The organism is Lysobacter sp. P5_B9, from assembly GCF_054049835.1.
Window position 1 is genome coordinate 767506 of sequence record NZ_JBFULP010000001.1, and the last position, 22280, is coordinate 789785.

19 protein-coding genes and 2 tRNA genes are annotated in these 22280 nt (G+C 64.9%); 18 read left to right on the forward strand and 3 right to left on the reverse strand.

Annotation, left to right across the window (positions count from 1 at the left end; translation table 11 throughout):
• The first annotated feature begins 23 nt into the window (after positions 1-23).
• From ACXJJ9_RS03625 to ACXJJ9_RS03690, 14 genes are all read left to right on the forward strand, one after another.
• On the forward strand, positions 24-1268 hold the full coding sequence (locus ACXJJ9_RS03625) for a lipoprotein-releasing ABC transporter permease subunit (protein WP_310052003.1): 1245 nt from the start codon (positions 24-26) through the stop codon (positions 1266-1268).
• A complete protein-coding gene (lolD, locus tag ACXJJ9_RS03630) occupies positions 1261-1956 on the forward strand; it encodes a lipoprotein-releasing ABC transporter ATP-binding protein LolD (RefSeq protein WP_457095860.1) in 696 nt (231 codons plus the stop codon). Before ACXJJ9_RS03625 ends, lolD begins: the two co-directional genes overlap by 8 nt.
• A 4-nt stretch (positions 1957-1960) precedes the next feature.
• Positions 1961-4354, forward strand: coding sequence for a DNA internalization-related competence protein ComEC/Rec2 (locus ACXJJ9_RS03635; RefSeq protein WP_457095861.1), 2394 nt, complete (start codon positions 1961-1963; stop codon positions 4352-4354).
• 119 nt (positions 4355-4473) lie between these two features.
• Positions 4474-5136, forward strand: a complete 663-nt coding sequence (locus ACXJJ9_RS03640) for a MotA/TolQ/ExbB proton channel family protein (protein ID WP_310053816.1) — start codon at positions 4474-4476, stop codon at positions 5134-5136.
• A gap of 25 nt (positions 5137-5161) precedes the next feature.
• On the forward strand, positions 5162-5599 hold the full coding sequence (locus tag ACXJJ9_RS03645; RefSeq protein ID WP_457095862.1) for an ExbD/TolR family protein: 438 nt from the start codon (positions 5162-5164) through the stop codon (positions 5597-5599).
• Complete coding sequence (gene msbA / locus ACXJJ9_RS03650) at positions 5596-7344, forward strand: lipid A export permease/ATP-binding protein MsbA (RefSeq protein ID WP_457095863.1); 1749 nt, start codon at positions 5596-5598, stop codon at positions 7342-7344. Before ACXJJ9_RS03645 ends, msbA begins: the two co-directional genes overlap by 4 nt.
• 1 nt (position 7345) lies before the next feature.
• The gene (lpxK, locus tag ACXJJ9_RS03655; protein ID WP_457095864.1) at positions 7346-8359 is read left to right on the forward strand and encodes a tetraacyldisaccharide 4'-kinase; all 1014 of its coding nucleotides are present in this window, start codon (positions 7346-7348) and stop codon (positions 8357-8359) included.
• Between the two features lie 54 nt (positions 8360-8413).
• Positions 8414-9187, forward strand: a complete 774-nt coding sequence (gene kdsB / locus ACXJJ9_RS03660) for a 3-deoxy-manno-octulosonate cytidylyltransferase (protein ID WP_457095865.1) — start codon at positions 8414-8416, stop codon at positions 9185-9187.
• Positions 9188-9200: 13 nt separating this feature from the next.
• A complete protein-coding gene (locus ACXJJ9_RS03665) occupies positions 9201-9671 on the forward strand; it encodes a low molecular weight protein-tyrosine-phosphatase (protein WP_457096152.1) in 471 nt (156 codons plus the stop codon).
• Between the two features lie 60 nt (positions 9672-9731).
• Positions 9732-11576: an excinuclease ABC subunit UvrC gene (uvrC, locus tag ACXJJ9_RS03670; RefSeq protein WP_457096153.1), complete on the forward strand. Its 1845-nt coding sequence runs from the start codon at positions 9732-9734 to the stop codon at positions 11574-11576.
• Positions 11573-12154: a CDP-diacylglycerol--glycerol-3-phosphate 3-phosphatidyltransferase gene (pgsA, locus tag ACXJJ9_RS03675; protein WP_457095866.1), complete on the forward strand. Its 582-nt coding sequence runs from the start codon at positions 11573-11575 to the stop codon at positions 12152-12154. Before uvrC ends, pgsA begins: the two co-directional genes overlap by 4 nt.
• Positions 12155-12243: 89 nt before the next feature.
• Positions 12244-12319: transfer RNA gene (locus ACXJJ9_RS03680), tRNA-Gly, on the forward strand.
• A gap of 216 nt (positions 12320-12535) precedes the next feature.
• Positions 12536-12609 (forward strand) — tRNA-Cys (locus ACXJJ9_RS03685).
• Between the two features lie 224 nt (positions 12610-12833).
• The gene (locus ACXJJ9_RS03690; RefSeq protein WP_457095867.1) at positions 12834-13136 is read left to right on the forward strand and encodes a hypothetical protein; all 303 of its coding nucleotides are present in this window, start codon (positions 12834-12836) and stop codon (positions 13134-13136) included.
• 83 nt (positions 13137-13219) lie between these two features.
• Here ACXJJ9_RS03690 and ACXJJ9_RS03695 read toward each other — a convergent pair whose 3' ends face one another.
• Together ACXJJ9_RS03695 and ACXJJ9_RS03700 are read right to left on the reverse strand one after the other, a co-directional pair.
• Positions 13220-14086, reverse strand: coding sequence for a hypothetical protein (locus tag ACXJJ9_RS03695; protein ID WP_457095868.1), 867 nt, complete (start codon positions 14084-14086; stop codon positions 13220-13222).
• A 206-nt stretch (positions 14087-14292) separates the two neighbouring features.
• A complete protein-coding gene (locus tag ACXJJ9_RS03700) occupies positions 14293-14613 on the reverse strand; it encodes a hypothetical protein (RefSeq protein WP_457095869.1) in 321 nt (106 codons plus the stop codon).
• A 101-nt stretch (positions 14614-14714) separates the two neighbouring features.
• Between ACXJJ9_RS03700 and ACXJJ9_RS03705 the strand changes: the two genes are divergently transcribed.
• Positions 14715-15035 carry a helix-turn-helix domain-containing protein gene (locus tag ACXJJ9_RS03705; RefSeq protein ID WP_457095870.1) on the forward strand — a complete coding sequence of 107 codons (321 nt, stop codon included), beginning with the start codon at positions 14715-14717 and terminating at the stop codon, positions 15033-15035.
• A 204-nt stretch (positions 15036-15239) separates the two neighbouring features.
• Here ACXJJ9_RS03705 and ACXJJ9_RS03710 read toward each other — a convergent pair whose 3' ends face one another.
• A complete protein-coding gene (locus ACXJJ9_RS03710; protein WP_457095871.1) occupies positions 15240-15635 on the reverse strand; it encodes a phosphatase PAP2 family protein in 396 nt (131 codons plus the stop codon).
• Positions 15636-16145: 510 nt separating this feature from the next.
• Here ACXJJ9_RS03710 and ACXJJ9_RS03715 point away from each other — a divergent pair.
• From ACXJJ9_RS03715 to ACXJJ9_RS03725, 3 genes are read left to right on the forward strand one after another with little or no spacing between them, the layout of a single operon-like run.
• A complete protein-coding gene (locus ACXJJ9_RS03715) occupies positions 16146-18917 on the forward strand; it encodes an aminotransferase class I/II-fold pyridoxal phosphate-dependent enzyme (RefSeq protein WP_457095872.1) in 2772 nt (923 codons plus the stop codon).
• A gap of 33 nt (positions 18918-18950) precedes the next feature.
• Positions 18951-20651 carry an aspartate:alanine exchanger family transporter gene (locus tag ACXJJ9_RS03720; RefSeq protein WP_457095873.1) on the forward strand — a complete coding sequence of 567 codons (1701 nt, stop codon included), beginning with the start codon at positions 18951-18953 and terminating at the stop codon, positions 20649-20651.
• A gap of 23 nt (positions 20652-20674) precedes the next feature.
• Positions 20675-22249: an OprD family outer membrane porin gene (locus ACXJJ9_RS03725; RefSeq protein WP_457095874.1), complete on the forward strand. Its 1575-nt coding sequence runs from the start codon at positions 20675-20677 to the stop codon at positions 22247-22249.
• Positions 22250-22280: the final 31 nt, after the last annotated feature.

Consider the following 22280-nt stretch of genomic DNA (forward strand, 5'->3'; position numbering starts at 1 on the left):
CCACGGCCTCGATTCAATCCGGCATGTTCAAACCCGTTCCCGTCGCCATCGGCCTGCGCTACCTGCGCGCCAAACGCCGCAATGGTTTCATCTCCTTCATATCCTTCGCATCGATCGTCGGCATCGCGCTGGGTGTTGCCATCCTCATCACCACGATGGCGGTGATGGGTGGATTCCAGCGCGAGATCCGCGACCGGATGCTGCAGATGACCGCGCACGCGACGGTCAGCGGCTATGGCGAACCCGTGCAGGATTGGCCACGCGCGGTGAAGGTCGCCCTGGTCGACAAGCGCGTGGCGGGCGCCGCGCCCTATGTCGAGAAGGAAGCGCTGATCTCCGGCGCGCGCAACCAGCCGGCGCTGATCCGCGGCGTCCTGCCGGCGGAAGAGGGCAAGGTATCGGTGCTGGCCGACAAGATGGTCGAAGGCAAGCTTGACCAGCTGGTGCCTGGCTCATTCAACATCGTGCTGGGCCGTGAGCTTGCGTTGTGGCTGGGCGTGGGCGTGGGCGACAACGTGATCGTCACCACGTCGGATTTCCGCAGCACGCCGATGGGGGCGATCGCCACCCAGAAGCGCTTCATCGTCAGTGGCATCTTCGAGGCGGGCTACAACGAGTTCGACAAAGGGCTTGCCGTCGTCAGCATGAAGGACCTGCAGCGCGTGCTGCGGATGGGCGAAGGCGTCACCGGCGTGCGCCTCAAGTTGCACGACATGGACAAGGCCTTCGACGTCGCGCGCGACCTCGCGCTGGAACTCGGTGGTCCGTACAGCGTGAGCGACTGGAGCAGCGAGAACGCCAACCTGTTCCGTGCCCTGAAGATGGAAAAGACCATCATGGCCATCCTCCTGGCCTTCATCATCGGCATGGGCGCGTTCAACCTGGTCAATTCGCAGGTGATGCTGGTGACCGACAAGCAGGCCGACATCGCCATCCTGCGCACCCTCGGCCTGACGCCGCGCGGGGTCATGAAGGTATTCATGGTGCAGGGCACGCTGATCGGCGTGATCGGAACGACCATCGGCGTGATCGGCGGCATCCTGCTGACGCTAAACCTCGAACATATCCTGCGCGGCATCGAACAGCTGTTCGGCGTGCAACTGATGCCCGAAGACGTCTACTACATCACCGGGCTTCCCACCGACCTGCAGGTCAGCGATGTCGTGCTGACGGCGGTTGCGGCGCTGACCATGGCCTTCCTGGCAACGGTGTATCCGGCCTGGCGGGCGGCACGTACGGCCCCGGCGGAGGCGCTGCGCTATGAATGACGCGGTGATCCACGCCGAGCAACTCGGCAAGACCTATGCGGAAGGCAAGCTGCGCACGCCGGTGTTCGATGGCCTGTCGCTGTCGGTGGCGAAGGGCGAGACCGTTGCGATCCTGGGAGCCTCCGGCGCAGGCAAGAGCACGCTGTTGCACCTGCTGGGCGGGCTCGACACGCCCACCGCCGGCGAAGTCTATGTCGGTGGCCAGAAGATGAGCGCATTGTCCGATGCGGCACGCGGTGCACTCCGCAACAGGGCGCTTGGCTTCGTCTATCAGTTCCACCACCTGCTGCCTGAATTCACCGCGCTGGAAAACGTGATGTTGCCGGTGCTGCTCAACGGGGCCGGTGTACAGGATGCCTCGCAGCGCGCCAGGGCGTTGCTGGAGTCCGTCGGCCTGGGCCACCGCCTGGAGCACAAGCCCGGCGAGCTCTCCGGCGGTGAACGCCAGCGCGCCGCCGTGGCGCGTGCCCTGGTCAATCGTCCGGCCTGCGTGCTCGGTGACGAACCCACCGGCAACCTCGATGAAAAGACGGCTGCCACCGTGTTCGAATTGATGCTGGCACTCAACCGCGAGCACCACACCAGCCTCGTGCTGGTGACGCACGCACGAGCACTGGCGCGGCGCATGGACCGCGTGCTGGAACTGCACGAAGGCAAGCTCCGCGAACTTCGACGCGAAGAAATCTAGCCGCATGGACATCGTGGCAAGGACGCCACCCACCACCCCGATCCTTGGAATCCCCGTCGCCCTGGCCCTGCTGGTCGGGGTGATGACCTGCCTGTGGCTGCCCTGGTTGGCGCCCTGGCGACTGTCGCTGGTCCTGTTGATTGCCGGATCGTTGGGCTGGATCGGCTGGCCGCGATTCCGGTTTCCCTGGCATCACATGGAGCGTTGTGCGAACGCCAGCCGGCGTCGCGCTCTGGGTGCGTTCCTCTGCGGCTTCGCGTTGACGGGCCTGCATGCCGTCCATGCGCTGGATGTTCAGCTGCCAGCGGCACTGGAAAAGCATGAAACGATCGTGCATGGCCGCATTCTCGACCTGCCGCAGCATGAGCCGAGGCGCACGCGTTTTCTCTTCGAAGTCGATGCGGATGAGACCGTCTTGCCCGAACTGCGTGGCCGCACCCTGCGCCTGGCGTGGTACGACGACGAGCATCGGCATGACGCGCCGCACCCGCGCTTCCAGCTGAAGGCGGGTCAGCGGTGGTCGCTGCCCGTGCGGGTGCGCGCACCGCGCGGCCTGCGCAATCCGGGCGGCGCCGATGCCGAAAAGTACGCGATGGCGCAACGCCTCACCGCGACGGGCTATGTGTACGCACCGGAAATGGCACGGCGGCTGTCGGCGGCGCGCGGGCTGGACGCATGGCGCGAATCGATGTCGGCGCGCATCGCACTGCAGGTGCGCACGCCAAGCTTGCGTTTCGTGCAGGCGCTGGCCCTCGGCGACACGCGGGCATTGGACGATGGGGATTGGGAAGCATTGCGCGCCAATGGCCTGACCCACCTGATCGCGATTTCCGGTTTCCATGTCGGGCTGGTGGCGGGCTTCTTCGCGTTGATCGCCCGGGGTGCGTGGTGGCTCTGGCCCGCACTGGCACGGCGCTGGCCCGCCCCGGTCATGGCGGCACTGGCTGCGGTTGCAGGAGCGACGATCTACGCCGCCATAGCCGGATTTGCGCTGCCAACGCTGCGCACCGTGCTGATGATCGTTGTCGTTGCGGCAGCGCGGGGATGGCGACGGCCGTCGCGCGCGCCGCAAGCGCTGGCACTCGCGGCGATCGCGATGGTGCTGGTCGATCCGCTCGCGGTTCTCGGTGCGGGCTTCTGGCTCAGCTTCCTGGGCGTGGCATGGCTGTTGTGGTGCCTGCCGCACGGTGGCGACAACCTGGTCCGGGAATTTCTCTCCGCCCAGGGCGTGGCGACGCTGGGACTGCTGCCGCCGAGTGCGGTGTTGTTTGGGCAGGCATCGCTGGCCGCGCCATTCGCCAACCTGATCGCGGTGCCGTGGTGGAGCCTGGTGGTCGTGCCGTTGTCGTTGATCGGTCTGTTGCTGGAAACCCTGCATCCGGGAGCGGGTGGGTGGGCGTGGCGTGCTGCTGCGTGGTGCTTCGACCTCAGCTGGCCGCTGTTCGAATGGCTGGCGCATTGCAGCCTGTCGTTGTGGTGGTTGCCCGAAGCGCGCTGGTTCGCTCTGCCCCTGGCCCTTGTCGGGGCGTTCTGGCTGCTGCTGCCCCGCGGTACACCCGGCAAGTGGCTGGCGTTGTTGCTGTGGTTGCCGCTGCTGTGGCCGGAGCGCGACATTCCCGCGCCCGGCGAAGCCGAGCTGGTCGTGATCGACGTGGGGCAGGGGCTCTCCGTATTGGTGCGCACCCACCGGCATGCCTTGCTGTATGACATGGGTCCCGCAGTGCGCGACGGCTTCGATGCGGGCGATCGCGCGGTTGTTCCGGCGTTGCATGCACTGGGAGTGCGGCACCTCGATCGCGCTGTCATCAGCCACGGCGACAACGATCACGCCGGTGGCTTCCAGGCCGTGCGCGCCGAATTCCCCGTAACAGACGTATCCGCGCCTGAAGGCGTCCCCTTGCCATTCGCCACCGCGGCCTGCATTGCCGGAACGCACTGGAAATGGGATGGCGTCGAATTCCGCTTCCTGCATCCACCGCCGAACTTTCCTTACCTGGCCAACGAATCCAGTTGCGTGCTGCGCATCGAAAGCGCCCAAGGCAGCGCATTGCTCACCGGCGACATCGGCGAGGTGATCGAGCGCGATCTCGTCCGCCTGGATGCAGGCGACTTGCAGTCGGATGTGGTGCTGGTCGCCCACCATGGCAGCGCCGGATCCTCCGATCCGGCCTTTGTCGCGGCCACGCACCCGCGCTTCGCCCTGGTCTCGTCGGGTCACGGCAATCGCTTCGGCCATCCCAGGCCCGAAGTGCTGCGGCGCTGGCAGCAAGGGGGCGCGCAGACCTTCGATACCGCCGCAGGCGGGGCCCTGCGCGTGCGGTTGCGCGCCCGGGACCTTCACGTGGAAACGCGACGTGGCGCACAGCCGCGATGGTGGGATGCCGCCAGACGGCCTTGACGAATGCGGCCGATGCCTTGATTGCCCGGGTTTCGCCCCGAAATATCGCCACCGCCCGATCCGCTCCGTATGCTATCGGCCGGACTGACATGAAACGGCCATGGGCCGGGGGTTTGCGAGTGCTGGAACTGGTCAAGGCCGGCGGTTGGCCGATGATTCCGCTGATTCTGTTGTCGGTGCTGGCGCTGACGATCGTCGTCGAGCGCGCGTGGACGCTGCGGCGTCGCGCGGTGCTGCCGCCGGGACTGGGCAAGGAAGTGCGGACCTGGGCGGCAGGCGGCAAGCTCGATCCGGCCCATATCGAATCGCTGCGGGCGACCTCGCCGCTGGGTGCGTTGCTGGCCGCCGCGCTGGACGTCCGCAACCGGCCCCGCGACCAGATCCGCGAACGGATCGAAGACGTCGGCCGCCACCTCGTGCATCGCATGGAGCGTTACCTCAACACGCTAGGCACGATTTCCGCCGCCGGTCCGCTGCTGGGTCTGTTCGGTACGGTGATCGGCATGATCCAGATGTTCCTGGGCATCCTCGACCACGGCATCGGCGACGTGAACCAACTCGCCGGCGGCATCGGCAAGGCGCTGGTATGCACCGCGACCGGCATGATCGTGGCGATTCCCGCGTTGATCGCGCACCGCTGGTTCCGTGGTCGCATCGCCGAATACATCGTCGACATGGAACACGAGGCGATCCAGCTGCTCGACACCATCGATCTGCGTCCGGCCTCGGCGCGCGTGGCGCCTGGCGCGCACGGGATCACGCCGCCGGTGAGCACGCCCTGAGCTCTCGCCGACGACCCGCATCCCAATGAGAATCCGCGACCATCGCAAGGACGACGAACCCGAGATCAACCTGATCCCGCTGATCGACGTCATCCTGACCCTGATCATCTTCTTCGTCGTCACTACTACCTTCGACGCACGCTCGGTGCTCAAGCTTCAGCTGCCCAAGGCGACCGGCGAAGCCGCGACCGACACCACGCGCGCGTTGAGCGTGCTGGTGAACGCCGACGGCCGCTACTTCGTGGACGACCGCGAAGTCCTGCGCGACGACGTCGAATCACTGAAGGCCACCCTGGCCGAAGTCGCTGGAACCGACCGCGAACGCAAGGTGTTGTTGCGCGCCGACGCACGCACGCCGCACCAGGCCGTCGTTACCGCCTATGACGCGCTGGGCCAGCTCGGCTTCCGCCAGGTCATGATCGCCACCGCACCCGAAACGCGCGCACCAGGGAAGAAGCAGTGACCAGCTCCACCTCGCCGTGGGCGATCTATCGGCGATTGCTGGGACTGGCCCGTCCGTACCGGGCGGTTCTGCTCATCGCGTTCGTCGGCCTGATGCTCGAGGGCGCGGCGGCGGGCGCCTTCGGCCTGCTGACCAAGCCGATGGTGGACGAGACGTTCGTCGCCAAGAACCAGGAATTCAGCCTGCTTCTGCCACTGGCGATCGTCGGCATCTTCGTCGTCCGAGGCATCGCCGGCTACGTCACCGACCTGTACATGGCGAAGGCGGGCCGCGGCATTTCGCGCGACATGCGCATCAACGCGCTTGGCAAATACCTGCGCCTTCCGGGCCTGCGCTTCGACACCGAGCCGGTGCCCTCGATGCTGATGCGCCTGGGTTCTGACAGCGACCAGGTCGCGCAGGCCGCCATCGACTCCGCCAAGGTGATGCTGCAGCAGTCGCTGCAGGTCATCTACATGCTCGCCGTGATGCTGTATGCCAGCTGGCGGGTGACCCTGGCCGTGCTGGTACTGGCGCCGGTGATCGCCTGGATGATGGACAAGGTGGGGCGGCGTTATCGCCGCTTCGGCCACCGGGTCCAGGAAAGCGGCGCGCAACTGCTGCTGTCCGCGGACCAGGCGCTTTCCAACCAGCAGGAAGTGAAGGTCTACGGCGCACAGCAGGCCGAGCTGAAGCGCTATTCGGACCAGGCCAACCATCACCTCAAGCTCAGCCTGAAGATCGAAGCCACGCGCAGCATTTCCTCCGCGGTCGTGCAGCTGACGGGCGCGGTCGGGCTCGCACTGCTGTTGTTCTTCGCCGGGCGCGAGGCCGCGGCCGGACGCCTGAGCGCGGGCGGCTTCGTCCAGCTGATGATCTCGATGCTGGCGATCATTCCTGCGCTGAAACAGCTCACCAACGTCCAGGGATTACTCCAGCGTGGCATCGCCTCGGCGGAACGGTTGTTCTCCGTCCTGGATGCACCAGACGAACCCGACGCCGGTTCGCGGCCCATCGAGCGCGCCAACGGCCTGCTCGAATTCCGCGATGTCCAGGCGCGCTATCCCGGCCAGTCGCGCCCGGCGCTGGCGGGCGTCAGCTTCACCGCGGCGCCGGGTACGGTCACGGCGATCGTGGGGCGTTCGGGCAGCGGCAAGTCGTCGCTGATCAAGTTGATTCCGCGGTTCTACGAACCCGAGTCGGGCAGCATCCTGCTCGACGGCCAGCCGTTGCACGATTACCGCCTGGCCGACCTGCGCCGGCAGATCGCGATGGTGGGGCAGCAGGTCATGCTGTTCGGCGGCACGGTCGCGGAGAACGTCGCTTACGGCGAACTGCAGGACGCCGGTGGTGACGACCTCGACCGCGCGGTGCGCGGCGCCAATGCGATGGAATTCGTCGAGCAGTTGCCGGAGGGGCTGGCGACCCACATCGGCGCCAAGGGCAACAAGCTCTCCGGCGGCCAGCGCCAGCGCGTGGCGATCGCGCGCGCGATGCTGAAGGACGCGCCGATCCTGATCCTCGACGAAGCCACGGCCGCGCTCGACACCGAATCCGAACGCCTGGTGCAGGACGCGCTCAACCATCTGATGCCCAACCGCACCACGCTGGTGATCGCGCACCGCCTGTCGACCATCGAGCACGCCGATCAGGTGCTGGTGATGGACCAGGGCCATATCGTCGAACGCGGTACGCACGCCGAGTTGCTGGCGCAGGGTGGCCTGTACGCGCACCTGCATCGCATGCAGTTCCGCGAGAACGAATAGCATGCGCAACGGCCAGCGCCCCGGCTACTGGTATGGCGAAGCGCGCGTCCCGTGGGGCTCGCGCATGCTGTCTGCCGTGTATGCCGGCGTCACCGGCCTGCGCCGCCGGCTCTACGAGAAGGGCTTCCTGCGCAGTCGCCGCAGCGACGTGCCGGTGATCGTCGTGGGCAACATCAGCGTTGGCGGAACCGGCAAGACACCGCTGACCATCGCCCTCGTACAGCGCCTGCAGGCGGAAGGCTTCAAGCCGGGCGTGGCCAGCCGCGGTTACGGCCGCGAGGAGCCATCGCAGCCGCGCTGGGTCGACCGTGAAAGCAGCCCCGCCAAGGTCGGCGACGAGCCCGCGCTCATCGCCCATCACACCGGTGCGAAGCTCCGCGTCGATCGCGATCGCGTGGCCGCAGCCACGACGCTGGCGAAAGCCGGATGTGACGTAGTGGTCTGCGACGACGGCCTGCAGCATTACCGCCTGGCGCGCGACATCGAGATCGAGGTCATCGATGGCCGCCTCCGCTATGGCAATGCACAGCGGCTGCCCGCGGGCCCGCTGCGCGAACCGGTGGAGCGGGCGGAACGGTGCGATTTCCGCGTGGTGAACCTGGGCGGCAACGCCGGGCAGGTCAACGGCAAGGTCGGCGCCGGATTCGGCGAATGGCCGATGCGGTTGCTGGCCGAGCAGGCCGTGCCACTGACCGGTGGTCGTTCGCGTCCGCTGACGTCGTTTGCAGGCCAGCGCGTGCACGCGGTGGCGGGCATCGGCGACCCGGAGCGTTTCTTCACCATGTTGCGCGGCTTCGGCATCGCGGTCGTCCCGCACGCATTCGCCGACCACCACCGTTACAGCACGACGGATTTTGAATTCGGCAGCCGCCTGCCGGTGCTGATGACCGAGAAGGACGCGGTGAAATGCGCGGACCTGGCCCGCGACGACTATTTCAGCGTACCCGTGCGCGCCGAGTTGCCCGAGGCGTTCTGGGTCGCGTTGCTCGACAAGGTCCGGGCGACGAAAGGCTAATGTTTGCCATCGCACCGCCTTGCGGGGCGACCACGACAGGGGCGAGTAACCCAGATGAATCCAGCATCCGACTTCGTAGTCGCCATTCCGGCCCGCCACGCCGCCACGCGCCTGCCGGGCAAGCCCTTGCGCCTGCTCGCCGGCGAGCCGCTGGTCCTGCATGTCGCGCGCCGTGCGCTGGCGGCAGGCGCGCGCGAAGTCTGGGTTGCGGCCGATGACCAGCGCATCGCCGATGCCTTGAATGGGAGCGGCGTACGCGTCGCGATGACGTCGACCGCGCATCCGTCGGGGACGGACCGTCTTGCCGAGTGCGCGCGCATAGCCGGCTGGAGCGACGACACCATCGTCGTGAACCTGCAGGGCGACGAACCCTTCGCTCCCGCGGAGGGCATTCGCGCCGTTGCCGACCTGCTGCGCGACAGCGGCGCCGAGATGGCCACGCTGGCCGCGCCGGTGACCGATGCGGAGACGCTGTTCGATCCCAATGCCGTGAAACTCGTGCAGGCCGCCAACGGCGACGCGCTGTATTTCAGTCGCGCACCGTTGCCATGGCCCCGCGATGCCTTCGCGCGTGATCGCACCCGGTTGCCGGAAGGTGGCCATTGGCTGCGCCACATTGGCATCTACGCCTATCGCGCCGGCTTCCTGCAGCGCTTTGCCGCGATGCCGCCGGGCCGCCTGGAGCAGGTCGAATCGCTGGAACAGCTGCGGGTGCTCGAAGCGGGGTATCGCATCGCCGTGGCAACGACACCGGCACCGTTCCCGCCGGGCGTCGACACGCCCGACGACCTTGCCCGCGCCGAAGCACGCATCGCCGGCCATGCCTGAGTCGCAGGCCCCGGTGCGTTTGCTGGTCGTGTGCCTGGGCAACATCTGCCGCTCGCCGATGGCGGAAGGCATGCTGCGTGCACGCATCGCCGCGTCGACGCTGGCGGGGCGGGTGGTCGTCGACTCGGTCGGGACGGGCGACTGGCTCGTCGGCCAGCCCCCGGATCCACGCGCGATTTCGACGGCCGCGCGGCACGGCGTCGATATTTCCGGTCTGCGGGCCCGCCAGATCTGCCGCGACGACTTCGCGCGCCACGACTGGTTGCTGTGCGCGGACCGGAGCAACCTGCGCGATGTCCGCGCCCTCGGCCCGATGGACGCCCATTCACGCTGTGCACTGCTGCTCGAATGGGCCGGCGTGGCCGCGGACACCGACGTGCCCGATCCCTACCACGGAGGCGCGGCCGAGTTCGAGGCGGTTTGGGGATTGCTCGACCGCGCCGCACAGGGCGTCCTCGCCCGCCTTGGCCACCGCATTGCGTAGCCGGCGCTTGCACTCCCGCATAATCGGTCCCAGTTAAAGCAGCCGATGCATGCAGATTCGATGACCTCCAATGCGCCAGCCTTTGACGGCAAGGCCTTCGTCAAGGGCCTGAACACCGCACCGGGCGTTTACCGCATGATCGCCGCCGACGACGCGGTCCTGTACGTCGGCAAGGCGAGCGCGTTGAAGAATCGCGTCGCCAGCTACTTCAACGCAACGCCGAAGTCGCCTCGCATCGCCACCATGCTGGCGCAGGTCGCGCGCATGGAGGTCACCGTCACTCGCACGGAGACCGAAGCGCTGCTGCTGGAAAACCAGCTGATCAAGTCGCTCAAGCCGCGCTACAACGTACAGCTGCGCGACGACAAGAGCTATCCCTACGTCCTGCTGACCAATGAAAGCTGGCCGCGCATCGCCCTGCATCGCGGTCCGCGCGCCGTGCCGGGCCGCTATTTCGGTCCGTATGCCAGCGTCGGCGCCGTGCGCGAGACGCTCAACCTGATGCACAAGCTGTTCCGCCTGCGCAGCTGCGAGGACAGCGTTTTCCGCAATCGTTCGCGTCCCTGCCTGCAGCACCAGATCGGACGCTGCAGCGCGCCCTGCGTGGGCCTGGTGCCGCCCGATGACTACGCCGAAAGCGTGCGGCGCGCCTGCCTGTTCCTCGACGGTCGCAGCGATGAATTGAGCGACGAGCTCGGCAAGGCGATGGAAGCGGCCAGTGGACGCCTCGACTTCGAGGAAGCCGCGCGCCTGCGCGACCTGATGCAGTCGATCCGCAGCCTCCAGGCCCGTCAGTACGTCGATGGCCGCGCGGCCGAACTCGACGTGCTCGCCGTGGCGATGCAGGACGCCGCGGCCTGCGTACTGCTGCTTGCCTTCCGCGACGGTCGCAACCTCGGCACGCGCGCCTTCTACCCCAGGACGGGCGGCAGCACCGATGCGGCCGAAGTGCTCGCCGCTTTCGTTTCGCAGTACTACGCCGAGCAGGCGCCGCCGCGCGAGATCGTGCTCGACCGCGACATCCCCGATCGCGAGTTGATCGAGCAGGCGCTCACCCTCACCGGCGACCGCAAGGTGCAGATCAAGACCAGCGTGCGCGGTGAGCGCGCCGGCTATGTCGACCTGGCGCGGCGCAATGCCGAGTTGTCGCTGGCGAGCGAACGTACGAGCCATGCCGCCCAGCGCGTACGTGCGGAAGCGCTGCGTGACCTGCTCGGCCTGCCCGCACTTGCCGCGCGGATCGAGTGCTTCGACATCAGCCACACGATGGGCGAGGCGACGGTGGCCTCGTGCGTCGTCTTCGACAGCGAAGGCCCGGTCCGCGGCCAGTACCGGCGTTACAACATCGCCGGCATCGAGCCCGGCGACGACTACGCCGCCATGCACCAGGCGATCGATCGCCGGTTCCGCCGCGCGGTGGAAGAGCAGGGCGTGATGCCTGACGTGCTGCTGATCGACGGCGGGGCGGGGCAGGTGGCGCAGGCGCGGGCCGCCCTGGACGACCTCGGCGTCGAGGGCGTGGCGCTGGTGGGCGTGGCCAAGGGGCCCGCCCGGCGGCCGGGGGACGAGGAACTGCTGCTGCCCGACGGACGCATCATGCATCCGGGCGCGGAATCGCCGGCGCTGCAGCTGGTCCAGCAGGTTCGTGACGAAGCGCACCGTTTCGCCATCACCGGCCACCGTGGCCGCCGCCAGAAGGCGCGCAGTACCAGCCGGCTCGAGGACATTCCGGGCATCGGCCCGCGCCGCCGCGCCTCGCTGCTCAAGCATTTTGGCGGCCTGGGCGGTCTCAAGGCCGCGGGAGTCGAGGAAATCGCGCGGGTGGAGGGGGTGAATGCGGCCCTGGCCGCGCGCATTTATGCTTCCCTGCACGGACTCGAGACCGCGGAGACGAAGGGCGAATGAAGTTGACCGTTCCCACCATGCTGACCCTGCTGCGGATCGTATTGATTCCGGTGCTGGTCCTGGTGTTCTACCTTCCCTACAAGTGGACCAATTTCGCCGCGGCTTTCGTGTTCGTGCTGGCCTCGGTGACCGACTGGCTGGATGGCTGGATCGCGCGGGCGTACAACCAGTCCTCCGCGTTTGGCGCCTTCCTCGACCCGGTGGCCGATAAATTGATGGTCGCCGTCGCGCTGTTGCTGATCGTGCAGAAGCATCCGACCCCATGGATGGCGCTGTGGGCGGCGGTCATCATCGGCCGCGAAATCGCGGTATCCGCGCTGCGCGAATGGATGGCGGAGCTTGGCCAGCGCGCCAAGGTGAAAGTCGCCTCGATCGGCAAGATCAAGACCATCGTGCAGATGGTCGCACTCGCCATCCTGCTGTATTTCGTGCCCGACAAGCTGGGCGACCCGCCGAGCATTCCATTCGTCATCGGCGACTGGATGCTGGCCGTGGCGGCGCTGTTGACCCTGTGGTCAGGCCTGGCCTATCTGCGCGCGGCGTGGCCCACCCTGCGGGAAGACGCCGGCGCAGGCTGAAGGATTCCCGTACGGCCGAACGGATGCATGACAAATGTGCATTCAGGTGTTGACACTTTCGTTCCCATGCCTAAAATGTCGGTTCCTCTGCGGGAATAGCTCAGTTGGTAGAGCACGACCTTGCCAAGGTCGGGGTCGCGAGTTCGAGTCTCGTTTCCCGCTCCAGTTTGTTACGAAGCCCCGTTCGCGGGGCTTCGTTTTTTTCGCTTCGGCAACATCGCGGATTCCAGGATCCCGGTTTTGCGAAACACCTGCGGTGTGACAGAATCCGCAGCGTGTTTCCAGTCATCCGGCCGGGTGGCAGAGTGGTTATGCAGCGGACTGCAAAAATCGACTATAGCGCCGCTATAGATCAGTAGCGCCGCTATTGGATTGAAATTTGGCCTCGTGGCAGATTGGTTATGCACCGGATTGCAAATCCGTTTAGAGCGGTTCGATTCCGCTCGAGGCCTCCAAACAAATCAAAGGGTTGCGCGAAAGCGTGACCCTTTTTTTTGGGTTAACCACTCCCGAACCACTCCGTCAGCGTTAGTGTTGTGCGTGTACGCGAGTTTGGCGGCAGGGGCCGGGAGCACGCGGCGAGCCGGGGGCTTTCGCCGGAACACGGCAAACTCCATACATATGCCCCGACCCGGGGTCTACTAGCGTTAGGCCCCTTTACCCGACATATAGGCAACCCATGTTCAAGACCGCTCTTTCCGCAGCAACGTTCGCCCTCCTGTGCTGCATCGCTACGACTGCGATTGCTGCCGTGCCGTTTGAGAGCCTGGATGGCCTCAAAGCTGGCGTCACGACCGCGGCAGAAGTGAAGGCGATCATTGGCGCACCGGAAAATGAAAACCACAATCCGGATGGCCGTTTCATCTACTTCTATCACGTTGCCCCAAAGGCTGGCGGCTCGCCGGAAGAAAAGGTCATTGCATCAGTCGTGTTCGACAAGAACGCTAAGCTCTTAGGCGTCAAATACTTCAAGGGCATCTAGCAGGGGCCTAACAATTTATTTAAGCCGAAGCCGCTCCGGCAAATTCAGGCGTCAGCGCCAAAACGCGCCGCGCTGCGGACCAGTCATACCTTGGAAACTGCCTTGGCAAGAGCCGCTTTTGCCGCCTTGATTTTGCTTTCCCGCTCCTTGCGTTCCAGTTTCTGATCCAGGATCAATTCGATCCCGATTCGCAAGGTGTCAAAGTGCCCAAGGCATTCGGCTTCGGACAACTCGTGTACGCCCTTGCTCAGCAATGAGTACATTTCGGGATGCTCGGCAAGGAATGCCGGAAGGTGACTTCGCAGCAGCGCGATCTTTTCCGACATTCGTGACCGAGCATACGTCTCTTCGTCCCAGCCGGAATCGCTTTTCGCCTCTTGGTGTGACTCCTCCACCAACGACTCAAAAACACGTCGAAGGTATACGTAGGAGCCGATGCCAACATCGTGTGATGCGAGGCCGATTGCGCGACTTAGCTCGCCTAGTTGCGCTTTTGTAAGTGCGGCTGCGTACTTCTTTACCTTCGCAAGGTGCACATCACCAAAGGAAGGCTGCTGGCCAATTTTTTGGATCGATGGTCGCGCCTCCCAGTCGCCTTCATCTGACCTTTTGACGCGCAGGTCCGCAAAAAATAGGAAGTCCTGAAAGTGGCTCTTCTGTCTCGTGCAAGTCGCGGTGACCCGATAAACGTTAGCCACAATGCTGGGGATTGTCGGCTTGCCCTGCATTTTCTCGAGATTATGGTTACGCACATGCTCGGGTGGCCGATTTGGCGCGTTCACTTGAAACGTCGAATCGCGTTCGCACTTGATGCAGTAACTGTCGTAGGTGCCGGAAAAGTAGATGAGGTCCAGCACGTCCCAGCCTTCCTCGCGGGAAAACTCGAACTCGGTGTACAGCGGAACGGAAAGGAGAAATTCGCGCGGAGTCGGGAGCTTCGGTGCAGACATGTTTATTCTCTAGATGGAGTTACAGAAACACGCGCTTCGATCGTGATGCAGACGTCGAAGCGGAAGCGGTCCGCGCCACGGGGGCACCGCATGTAGGGCGGTGGAACTTCCGACGCTTCGTCAAGCATATGGGCGACTATTCGCAATAGTCCACTCGCCTGGTCCGTTAGCGAATCGACAGTTCCGCTACACACCGACCTCTGCGCTTAGTAAGTGTCGGTCTTCCTGGGCCGTCCACGTCCGCGCTTGCGAGGTTGAGCGGACGTGTCTTCCGGATCGGCCGAGCAGGATGGGTTGTTAGTCCAACGGGCCATGCGCTGATCCTGCTGTGTTTGCGCGTTGACGCGAATGAACTCAATTACGTCTTCCCGCAAGAGGATCCAGTGCCTGCTATTAAGTGATAGCGCCGGAATTTGCCCGGTTACTACCAGCGCGCGAAGCGCCTCCTCGCCGATTCGCAAGAGCGAGGCTGCGGACGCGAGACTTAGCGCCTGATCAAAACGCTCTACGCGGACTTTGCTTTTCATTGCCATCTCCTCGGGGCCGTGAGCAGGCTACGTTAAACGTAGCTTACACGAAGACAAGAAGACGGCATGGTTTGCGCACCTATCGAACCTCTCAGACGGACGTGGCCAAGAGCAGCGCTCGATCCATTTTTGCGGCCCGCCTTAGGGCGGAACGCGTCGCCGCCGGGTTGACCCAGCAGGCTCTGGGCGTGTCCGTAGGTCTGCCCGAAGACGTTGCCAGCACTCGTATCAATCGATACGAGAGGGCAGTCCATGACTGCGATCTTGAAACGGCGCACGAACTCGCGAAGGCGCTCCGTATCCCTCTTGCGAGCCTGTACGCCGATACCGAAGACCTAGCTCACGCGATCAAGGAAATCGCCGCGCTATCTGTTGACGAGCGGAACGAGCTGGTGCTAAAGCTGAGAGCGCGTGGCCAATAGAGTGGTTTAAGGTGGTTTTTTGGCCGAAATCCCTTATTTTTAAGGGTGCGTATGCGCCTGCAAATCCGCGTACGCCGGTTCAATTCCGACCTCGGCCTCCAGATGTAAACGTGCGCCCCGCTTGAAGAATCCTTCTCGCGGGGCGTTTTCGTTTCACGGCGCGTCTTTTTGTTGTCCGGCAGGGGGCGATGGAGCCCCGCAGCCTCAAAACTGCTTGCTGTATCCGATCATCAAGCCCCGGTCTGGCATGACGCCCATTATCAGCGGTGTCTTCCTGCCGTGCGCGTACACGCCGAAGGCCGCACCCGCGGCCGCGCCAACGACGACGTCACTCTGCCAATGGCCGTGGACCTTCACCCGCGCTATCGCGTCGTAGACCGGCAAGACAGTCAACAGGTACACGCTCGGGTGGTCCTGGTGGTACTCGGCGATGAAGGGAGTGACGACGGCGCTGAGTTCGGCGACTTCGCCGCTTGGGAAGCTCTGGTGCGGGGGGCCATCGAAGAAGTGGTTGGGGTCGGAATTCTCCCGGGGTCGCTCGCGCGAGAACACATACTTCATGACGGTAGTCGTGCCCGCGGTGAGCACCATCGAATCCATGGCCTGGTCTGGATTGATGCTTGGCCACCGTTTGTCGAAAGAAAGTAGGAGCTGCCGAGGCTTGGTCAGGTGCGGGCCTCGTCACCGGTAGCGATGTCCCCTGGACGGCGGCGTCACCTGCAACTTCGCCTCGCGGCCGCCGATGGTCAGCGTGGTCGTGGTATCGCGGCCTTGATGCGGGAGGACATGTCCCTCCCGGGCTTGAGTTCCGCGGCCCCATGGAGGGTCCGGAAAAATTGTTGAAGTCGCGCGGCGTTGAAGACGACGCCTATGCACGGTCGCGCGCGTTCATCCAGATGCGTGCGTAGGGCTAAGGGCCAATTGTCGGTCCACGGGCGCAGGACTAGCGTCCACGGATGCCGCGCTATCGCCGGAAGTCGTCGTCGTGGACGACACGAGGCGGGCTGCGCCAGTCCTGCCAGTGCCACCGCCGCTTGGGCACATGACTTGCAGGGCGAGGGAAGGCGACACCCTCTCCACACGACCGTGCAACCGACAGCGAGGAGCACCATGAACGACGCTACTGAATCCAAGGGGATGGAACTGTCATCCGTCTTCGCCGCTGCGTCGGCACGTGCCGGGCTGTGGCGCCATCTCAATGCAATGGCACGCGCGTGGTCCGGTGCTGCCGGCGCCGGGTCGCGGTCGTCGGAACTCCATGGAAAGACCGGCCGCCTGCTTCGCGCGATCAACCGTTTCGAGTACTGCTGGGCCTACCCGGGGCAGCGCCTGCTGGACGCGATCCGCGCCGCGCACGAGAGCGGGGATGCCGCCACGTTTTCCCGGCTGGTCCAGAAGGTCTCGGGCGCCCTGCTGTCGGGCGATTACCGGCAACATGAATCGGCCTGGCAGGCGGGCGCGGACACCGAGGCGAGCCTGCTTGACGTATTGCCGCCCGACACCGAAGGCGGTCCGCTTGCAAGGCCGTATTTCGAAGTCCTTTTCGTCACGCCTATCGATCCCTCCGGTTGGCAGCGATCGGCCGACGACATGCGGCGCATGCGCCGCAGTGACGACCAGTTCGTGTATGCGCCAGTGCACGTCGGCAGCTTCGAGGACGCCGCGCTGGCCACCATGCTCAACACCACGCTGCAAGCCGTGGTGATCATCGACGGCTTTGGTTACGAGACGGCGCACGACATTCCCGACCTGGAGGGTTTCCTCGACCGCCATATCGACGTCGACCGCGACACCATCGAGCCGGGCAAGCTTGCCACCACGCTCGCCGCCGCCCTCAAGCAGGTACGGCCCGAACTCGACATCTACCTGCTATCCGACCGCGCGCCGGAGTTGCTTGCCGGCAGCGATGAAGTGGCGCCGATCCGCCGCCTGTTCCACCACGTCGAGGAGCCGATGGAGATCCACCTGTCGCTTCTGGATGGCGTCAAGGACCGCTACGAAACCCCGTACTTCGACAACCTCAAGAAGTACGCGCTGCGCCCCATCGGTACCTTCCACGCCCTGCCGATCGCCCGCGGCAAGTCGGTGTTCTCTTCGAACTGGATCCGCGACATGGGCCAGTTCTACGGCACCAACATCCTGTTCGCGGAATCGTCGGCGACGACCGGCGGGCTCGACAGCCTGCTGGAGCCGACCGGCAACATCAAACGTGCGCAGGAAGCCGCGGCGCGGGCGTTCGGCGCCAAGCGTGCGTACTTCGGCACCAATGGCACGTCCACTTCCAACAAGATCGTCGTGCAGGCGGTATGCAAGCCGGGCGACATCGTGATCGTCGACCGAAACTGCCACAAGTCCCACCACTACGGTTTCGTGTTGAGCGGCGCCCAGCCGTACTACGTGGAAGCGTTTCCGCTGACCCAGTACTCGATGTACGGCGCGGTGCCGCTGCGCACCATCAAGCACGCGCTCCTGCAGTGCCAGGCGGAGGGCAAGCTCGATCGCGTCAAGGTGATCGACATGACCAACTGCACCTTCGATGGCCACATGTACAACCCGCGCCGGGTGATGGAGGAGTGCCTCGCCATCAAGCCTGACCTGGTGTTCCTGTGGGACGAGGCGTGGTTCGGCTTCGCCCGGTTCAGCGCCCTGCACCGGCGCCGCACCGCGATGGGCGCCGCGGCGGCACTCACGCGCCGCTACCGCAGCAAGCAATACCGCGAGGAATACGCCAAGTGGCGGGCGGAGAACAACGACGGCAAGCTCGACGGCAAGGACGCCTCGCTGCTCGACAAGCGCCTGATGCCCGATCCCGACAACGTGCGCATCCGCGTCTACCAGACCAATTCGACGCACAAGTCGATGTCGGCGTTCCGCCAGGGTTCGATGATGCTGGTGTGGGACGAGGACTTCCACCACGTCGAAGGCCCGTTCGAGGAAGCGTTCTTCGCGCATACCTCGACCTCGCCAAACCTGCAGCTCATCGCCTCCCTCGACCTGGCCCGCCGCCAGATGGAGCTCGAGGGCTATGAATTGACGTTGCAGATGACCGATCTGGCGCTCCGCATTCGCCAGGCGATCAACACGCATCCGCTGATCTCCAAGTATTTCCACGTTGCCACGCCGGAAGACATGATCCCGGCGGAATTCCGCGAATCCGGCATCAAGGACTACGGCGGCAAGGGCGCGAACTGGGACGAGATCGTCGAGGCCTGGGACACCGACGAATTCGCGCTCGATCCCACGCGTCTCACGCTGGTGTGCGGCGCGGCGGGATTCGACGGCACGCAGTTCAAAGGAATTCTGGCCGAACGCTTCGACATCCAGATCAACAAGACATCGCGCAACAGCATTCTGGTTCAGACCAACATCAACAACACGCACAGCGATGCGGCGCTGCTGATCAAGGCGCTCGCCGACCTGTCCCGGGAAATCGAGTCGCGGCTGTCACAAGAGGATGCCAACGGCAAGGCAATCTTCGATGCACGGGTCAAGTCGCTGATGACGGACGTGCCGGACCTGCCGAACTTCAGCCGCTTCAACGACTCCTTCCGCGACAACCCGAAGTCGGGCAGCAACGAGGGTCACATGCGTCCGGCGTTCTTCATGGCCTACGACGAAAACAACTGCGAGTTCGTCAAGCTCCATAGCCCTGAGGTAGACAAGCGCCTCACCGACGGACCGGAAATGGTGTCGGCCAACTTCGTGATCCCGTACCCGCCGGGCTTCCCGATCATGGTGCCCGGCCAGGTGATCACCGCGGACACCATCGCGTACATGCGCAAGCTCGACGTCAAGGAGATCCACGGCTACCACTCGGCGCAGGGCATCAAGTGCCTCAAACCATCGACCCTGGCCGAGAGCAAAGCCTCGTCCACCCACTGACCGAACACGCACCGTCGTCACACGGAGGCTGCCATGCAAGCGTTCTTTCAGTTCCTGCAGGAAAATCCCTACATCCTGTTGTTCTTCACGGTCGGCATGGCGGTCTGGGTCGGCAAGTTCTCGATCAAGGGGTATGGATTGGGCATGGTGGCGGCGGCGGTCGTTGTCGGCGCCGCTCTGGCCACATGGGCATCGACCTACGGCGTCAAGCTGCAGCTCGACAACTTTGCCAAGTCGCTCTTCTACTACCTGTTCATGTATGGCGTCGGCCTGCGGGTGGGGCCCGCATTCTTCAACAGCCTGAAAAAGGACGGCATCACCTTCACCATCCTCGCGGTGGTGTGCGCGTGCCTGGGCCTCGCCCTCGTCGTGATCATGTCGAAAGTGTTCGCGCTCCCAGCGGGCGCGGCCGGTGGCATCCTCGCGGGGTCGCAGACGATGTCGGCGGCGATCGGTACCGCGGAAATGGCCGTGGAGCAGGGCGCGTACAAGCTTCCGGCCGGCAGCACCGCCGAACAGGTGTCGGGCATGATCGCGCTCGGTTATGGCGTGACCTACATCTGGGGCACGGTCGGCATCATCCTGATCTGCAAGTACCTGCCACGCTGGTGGGGCATCGATGCGCGCAAGGCGGCGAAGGAATATGAAGAGAAGAATGGCGTGAAGAACGTCGACGACGCGGCGCTGACCGGCTATCGCGCCGGTGGCCTGCGCGCGTACCGCATCGATAATCTGACGACCGCCGGCAAGAGCATCCACCAGTTCCGGGAGTCGCATCCGCAGTACCGCATCGCCAATGTGGTGCGCGGGGACGAAACGCTGGGCGCGTCGCCCGATCTGGTGCTGAAGCAGGGCGACCTTGTGGCCCTCGGTGGTCGCCTGGAAGACCTGACCGCCAATCTCGGCCTGATCGGCGAGGAAGTGGCGAACGCGAAGGTGCTGAGCATTCCGCTCGACCAGGCCGAGATACTGCTGACCAACAAAGACCTGGACGAGAAGCCGCTGAGGGCGCTGGGCGCTACCGACGTCGGCGGGCAGATCGGCCTGAGCCGCATCGAACGTGCGGGCGAGCCACTGCCGCTGGGTACCGAGCTCACGCTCAAGCGCTTCGACGTGCTCTACGTCACCGGTCTGCGCGGCGCGGTCGACAAGGCTGGCGAAGTGCTGGGCAAGATCGCCCGCCCGAGCACCTCGACCGACCTGCTAACGCTGTCGGCGGGCATGGTGATCGGCCTGCTGATCGGGAAGATTACCGTGCCCGTGGGCGACTTCTCCGTGGGTTTGGGCAATGCCGGTGGCCTGCTGCTGTCGGGCATCCTGGTGTCGTCGGTGGTGTCGCGCCTGCGCTTCTTCGGCAGCACGCCGAACGCCGCGCGCAACATCCTCGAGGACCTTGGCCTGGTCACGTTCATCGCGATCGTCGGCATCAATGCCGGTGCCACGCTGCTCGAGCAGCTGACCGGCGACATCGCGGTGAAGATTTTCGTGGCCGGTTTTGTCGCCAGCACGATCCCGCCCTTCGTAACCTGGGCCATCGGACTGCACATCTTCAAGATCAATCCGGCGGTGCTGATGGGCGGCGTGGCGGGTTCCCGGTCGCACTCCGGCCCGGCCCGCGAGGCAGCCAAGGAGATCGGCAGCAGCGTCCCCTGGGTGGGATTCCCGGTCGGTTACGCGGTGTCCGGCGTGCTCTACACAGTGTTCGGCTACTTCGCGATGGTGTTGTCGCAGTAGTTCCTTCATTGCGAGGAGTTCCCATGAACGTTTTCATGCTTGACGATTCGCGGCGCAAGGTTGGTGTCCCGTTGGCATTGACGCTGGCCTGCCTCGCGTACCTAGCTGCGATGCCGGCGCGGGCGCAGCAGCCCACGCCAAAGCCGGCACCGGGCGACGCAACGGCGTGGCCAGCGCTTGCGACGGCCGCGCCCGCGGCACCGGCTCCGCAGGCCACCTGGACGGTGCAGACCACGCAAGCCGGAAATACTCCTCAGGCGGTCCGCACCGCACAGACCGCGCAGAGTCCACAGCAGGCCATGCAGGTCGCCCAGGCGACCCCGACTGCCCAGGCCGCGGCGAGCCCAGGACCGGTGGAAGAGGAAACCGAGCAGACCTCGACCGAGCAGGGCCAGACACACCTGGACGAAAGCTTCGGCCCGCGCTCGCACGACGAATGGGTGCGCGAAACCCGCCGCAAGGCATGGGCGGATACCGACTGGAACATCCAGTTGCGCACGTACTACCTGGATCGCGACAAATACGACGATTCGCAGAGCGAGGCCTGGGCGATTGGCGGATCCGCCGGTTTCAAGACCGGTTACTTCCGCGACATATTCTCCCTGGGCGCGACGCTGTACACCTCGCAGAAGCTGCACGGCCCCGACGACAAGGACGGCACGCTGCTGCTGCAGCCCGGCCAGGACGGCTATACGGTGCTCGGTGAGCTGTACGGTGAGTTCAAGTTCACCGACGACATCCGCGGGACGTTGGGTGCGCGGGGATTGGACACACCGTACATCAACCGCAACGACAACCGGATGACGCCCAACACCTTCCTCGCGGCGCTCGTACAGGGCCAGCACGGTAACGGGACCGACGAGTCGCAGTGGCGTTGGGGTGCCGGCTACGTCGACAAGATCAAGGAACGCAATTCCGACAAGTTCGTCTCGATGTCGGACGATGCCGGTGCGCCCGACGACGTCGATCGCGGCGTCTATGCGATAGGCGCCAACTACAAGCTCGGCGAGCTTTCGATCGGTGCCATCGATTACTACAGCAACGACATCATCAACATCTTCTACACCGAGGGTAAGTACGGCTTCCCGATCGGCGAAAGCCTGAAGCTGCGCATGGCATTGCAGTACACCGACCAGCAGAGCGTGGGTGACGAACTGCTCCAGGCAACCGGCTTCTCGGCCCACCAGTGGGGGGCGAAGACGGAGCTGGCCTTCGGCGGGGCGCTGTTCACGGTCGCCTACACCAGCGCCGGCGGCGACGCGAACATGCAGGCGCCGTGGAGCGGCTATCCGGGCTACACCAGCGTGCAGGTCGAGGATTTCAACCGCGAGGGCGAGGATGCATGGCTGGCACGCGTGGGCTATACGCCCAAGATGGTCCCGGGGCTGAGCATGTACGCGCTGTATGTTTCCGGTAGCGACCCCGATGATCCGGGGCAGTTCTCGCGCGATGAAACCGACTTCAACGTGCAATGGTCGCCGCCCGAAGGCGTGCTCAAGGGCCTGATGTTGCGCCTGCGCTATGCCAAGGTGGACCAGGACAACGACACCGACCTGAGCGACCTGCGCGTGATGGTGTTCTACGACGTGCAGATGTGAGGCCAGCCCGCTGGCTTTCCGCAGGAGTGCA